General features: G+C 65.9%; 6 protein-coding genes. 4 read left to right on the top strand and 2 right to left on the bottom strand.

The window, feature by feature from the left end:
* Both VF497_RS00490 and VF497_RS00485 read right to left on the bottom strand, forming a co-directional pair.
* Positions 1–814, bottom strand: an 814-nt coding sequence (locus VF497_RS00490; RefSeq protein WP_330885172.1) for an AAA family ATPase, incomplete at its 3' end; no start/stop codon positions are given.
* Between the two features lie 94 nt (positions 815–908).
* Complete coding sequence (locus VF497_RS00485; protein WP_330885170.1) at positions 909–1,508, bottom strand: Maf family protein; 600 nt, start codon at positions 1,506–1,508, stop codon at positions 909–911.
* Positions 1,509–1,653: 145 nt separating this feature from the next.
* Between VF497_RS00485 and VF497_RS00480 the strand changes: the two genes are divergently transcribed.
* The 4 genes from VF497_RS00480 to VF497_RS00465 form a co-directional block, all read left to right on the top strand.
* On the top strand, positions 1,654–2,118 hold the full coding sequence (locus VF497_RS00480) for a YceD family protein (RefSeq protein ID WP_414706822.1): 465 nt from the start codon (positions 1,654–1,656) through the stop codon (positions 2,116–2,118).
* A gap of 22 nt (positions 2,119–2,140) precedes the next feature.
* The gene (gene rpmF, locus VF497_RS00475; protein ID WP_026293495.1) at positions 2,141–2,335 is read left to right on the top strand and encodes a 50S ribosomal protein L32; all 195 of its coding nucleotides are present in this window, start codon (positions 2,141–2,143) and stop codon (positions 2,333–2,335) included.
* 154 nt (positions 2,336–2,489) lie between these two features.
* Positions 2,490–3,458, top strand: coding sequence for a beta-ketoacyl-ACP synthase III (locus tag VF497_RS00470; RefSeq protein WP_330885162.1), 969 nt, complete (start codon positions 2,490–2,492; stop codon positions 3,456–3,458).
* 141 nt (positions 3,459–3,599) lie between these two features.
* Positions 3,600–3,931 (top strand): ACP S-malonyltransferase (locus tag VF497_RS00465; protein WP_414706820.1); only part of this gene is annotated, 332 nt, incomplete at its 3' end.

The raw sequence follows: 3,931 nt of genomic DNA, 5'->3' as shown, positions 1-3,931 counted from the left end.
CGTGCGCGCGCGCCGCCTGCAGCAACGCCAGCCCCGCGCGCGGCGACAGGCCGACGCGGATCTCGGCATGGCTGCGGCTCGCGGCGAGCAGCGCCTGCACATAATCGATCAGTGCGGCGCTCGCGAGCGTCCTTGCGATCGCGCCGCGCAATGCCGCCGCTTGCGCAGCGTCGAGACGCGGAGCGAGCTGTGCGATCAGTTCGCGGCGATCGCTCGCGGTCAGCAGGGCGCGCTCGGCGTCGCGGTCCGGATAGTCGAGACCGATGCGCAGCATGAAGCGGTCGAGCTGGGAATCGGGCAGGGCGAAGGTGCCGGCAAGGTCGAGCGGGTTCTGCGTGGCGACCACGAAGAACGGCTCCGGCAACGCGTGGGTCATGCCGTCGGTAGTGACCTGGTGTTCGGCCATCGCCTCAAGCAGGGCGCTCTGCGCCTTTGGCGTCGCGCGATTGATCTCGTCGGCGAGCACGAGCTGGGCGAACAACGGGCCGGGATGAAACTTGAAGGCGCCGTCGCCGCGCTCGTAGATGCCGACACCGGTGATGTCAGATGGCAGCAGATCGGCGGTGAACTGAATGCGTGCGAAGCTCAGACCCAGCGTCGCCGCGAGCGCGTGCGCGAGCGTAGTTTTGCCGACGCCGGGCAGGTCCTCGATCAACAGATGGCCGCCGGCGAGGAAGCAGGCGAAGGCGAGTTTCACCTGCGCGGCCTTGCCGAGCACGACGTCGTTGACCTGGGCTACGGCTGCGCCGAGCGCTCGCGCGAGAGTGGGATCAAGCGGCGAAGGTGCAGCTGAGGCGGCGAGCGAGACGGACATGCGGCGTGAACTCCCGGAGATGATCGGAGTATAGGCATTTCACGCGAACGCAAGTTCCGCGTTGACGCGAATTGCGATGCGGCGCGCGGATTCCCTAGGGAAGGTCGACACCAGCCTCGCGCAGCAACCGGCACAGCGCGATCAGCGGCAGGCCGATCAATGCAGTCGGATCCTGCGATTCGACGCGTTCGAACAAGGTGATGCCGAGGCCTTCGGATTTGAAGCTGCCGGCGCAATCGAACGGTCGCTCATGCACAAGATAGCGTTCGATTTCCGCGTCGCTCAGGCTGCGGAAGACGACTGTCGTCGTGTCGATCGCATGGAATTCCCGTGTCGGGGCGCTGTGCGTATCGATCAGACAGATCGCGGTGTGGAAAACGACGCGGTTGGCGCTGCTCGCACGCAACTGCTGGCGCGCGCGGGCGAGGTCGCCCGGTTTGCCGAGGATGCTGCCGGCGCAGTCGGCGACCTGGTCGGAACCGATCACCAGCGCGTTCGGATTCGTCGCCGCGACCGCACTAGCCTTCGCAGTCGCCAAACGCGCAGCGAGGACAGCCGGGGCTTCCCCGGGCAGCGCCGCCTCGTCGACCTGCGGCGACTGCTGGCGGAACGGCACACCGAGTCGCGCGAGCAGTTCGCGGCGGTAGGCGGAGGTCGAGGCTAGGACGAGATCGGTATCGGCGAGGCTGGTCATTCGCGTATTTTCGCCCGAAACCCGCCCGGGCGGGTCGTCTGAGCCGACCGCCTAAAATGCGGAAATAATTGACTTTGTGCGCTGCGGAACCTACCATCGCGCACCCGTGAATCACACCTTGCCCGAGCTGGTCGATCCGTGGCGCATGGTGAGTGCGAGGCGCACGTTCGCTGGCCGCCTGCCTTTGGCCGCGATGAAGCGCTTGGCGAGCGGCTTGGCGGATGCCTCGGGGGAGGTCGAATACGAGCTCGATTTCGACAAGGATGTGGCTGGCGTGTCCGGCGTCCGCGTCAAGGCGAAGACCGCGCTGCCGCTGATCTGTCAGCGTACGCTGGAGCGGTTCGAGCAGCCGGTCGAGATCGATGCGAAGCTCGGTTTCATCGTCGATGAGGCGGACGAGGCGGCCCTGCCGGCCGGCTACGAGCCCTTGCTGGTCGATGCCGACGGTTTGCGCCCGGCCGACGTGATCGAGGACGAATTGATTCTGGCGTTGCCGGTGTTTCCGGTGAAGCCGGGAACACAGGAAATGCAGCACGAATGGACGGACGCTACGACCGAGGTCGAGGCCAAGCCCAATCCGTTCGCCGTATTGAAGAATGTAAAGCTATAACTTTTCAGTTTGGAGAAACACCATGGCCGTAGCCAAAAGCCGTAAATCCCCGTCCCGCCGTGGCATGCGCCGCGCGCACAACGCGCTCAGCGCCAAGCAACTCGGCACCGACCCGACCTCGGGCGAGACCCATCTGCGCCACAACGTCACCAAGGACGGCTACTATCGTGGCCGCAAGGTGATCGACAGCAAGACCCCGGTGCACGAAGAAGATTGATTCGCCTCCTCGGGCGATTCGCAAGCCGTGATTGCGCAAGCCGTGACAGCTGCGCCAGCGCCGATGAAAACCGCGAAGTGTTCCGCCGCCACGGTTCTGCCGTGGCGCGCGCGTGCGCTCGCCTCGCGCCATTGAGCGCGGCAGGGGAGAAGAAATGACCTACGCACGCATTGCGGGCACCGGCAGCGCGTTGCCGGAACGCGTCATCAGCAACGCCGAACTTGCCGCAAAGGTCGAAACCTCGGACGAGTGGATCGCCGAGCGTACCGGCATCCGCCAGCGCCATATCGCTGCCGAAGGCCAGACCACGGGTGATCTCGCGTTTGCGGCCGCGACGGCGGCGCTGCAGGCGGCCGGCGTCGACGCGAAGGAGATCGACCTGATCGTGGTCGGCACGACCACGCCAGATCTCGTCTTCCCCTCGACTGCCTGCCTGGTCCAGCATCGCCTCGGTGCGAACGGCTGCGCCGCGTTCGACGTCAACGCCGCCTGCTCGGGCTTCATTTACGCGTTGACCGTGGCCAACCAGTTCATCCGCGCGGGCACGGTGAAGACCGCGCTCGTGATCGGCGCGGAGACGCTGTCGCGCTTCCTCGACTGGTCCGACCGCGCCACCTGCGTGCTGTTCGGCGACGGCGCCGGTGCGGTCGTGCTCAAGGCTGCGGACGAGCCGGGCATCCTGTCCAGCCACATCCATGCCGACGGCGGCTACAAGGAACTGCTGTGGAATCCGGTTGGTGTCTCCGCTGGTTTCACCGACGAGCCGAATCACGGCCTCAAGGTGCTGATGCAGGGCCGTGAGGTGTTCAAGGTCGCGGTGAAGACGCTCGACCGCGTGGTCGAGGAAACGCTCGAAGCTAATAATCTCGACCGCCACCAGCTCGACTGGTTGATCCCGCACCAAGCCAACCTGCGCATCATCGAGGCGACCGCGAAGCGGCTCGACATGCCGATGGATCGCGTCATCGTCACCGTCGACAAGCACGCCAACACCTCGGCCGCCTCGGTGCCGCTCGCGCTCGACTACGCGGTGCGTTCGGGCAAGGTCCAGCGCGGTCAGTTGCTGCTGCTCGAAGCGTTCGGCGGCGGCTTCACCTGGGGCTCGGCGCTGCTGCGCTATTGAGCGACGCTGCGTTTTCGCAGGCATTTCATCCATCGCACTTTACGTTTTCCGCACATGAACGCATCCAGCGCATCCGTGGATCAAGCTCTTTCGAACCAGCTCGCCTTCGTCTTCCCAGGTCAGGGCTCGCAGTCGTTGAACATGTTGTCCGATCTCGCCGGCGAATTCGCCATCGTCGAGGAAACGTTCAAGGAAGCGTCGAGCAACGCCGGCGTGGACCTGTGGAAGTTGTCGCAGGAAGGGCCGGAGGACGCGCTCAATCGCACCGAGAACACGCAGCCGGCGCTGCTTGCCGCGGGTGTCGCCGTGTGGCGCGTCTGGCAGCAGCTCGGCGGCGCGCAGCCGCATGTGCTGGCCGGGCACAGCCTCGGCGAATACACCGCGCTGGTTTGCGCCGAAGCGCTGTCGCTGGCCGACGGTGCAGCGCTCGTCGCCGAACGCGGACGTCTGATGCAGGCCGCGGTACCGGCCGG

Origin of the sequence: Rudaea sp., from assembly GCF_036383415.1 — a bacterium.
GTDB lineage: Bacteria > Pseudomonadota > Gammaproteobacteria > Xanthomonadales > Rhodanobacteraceae > Rudaea.
The sequence above is the reverse complement of the archived record's forward strand: the minus strand, read 5'-3'. Positions and strand labels throughout refer to the sequence as shown.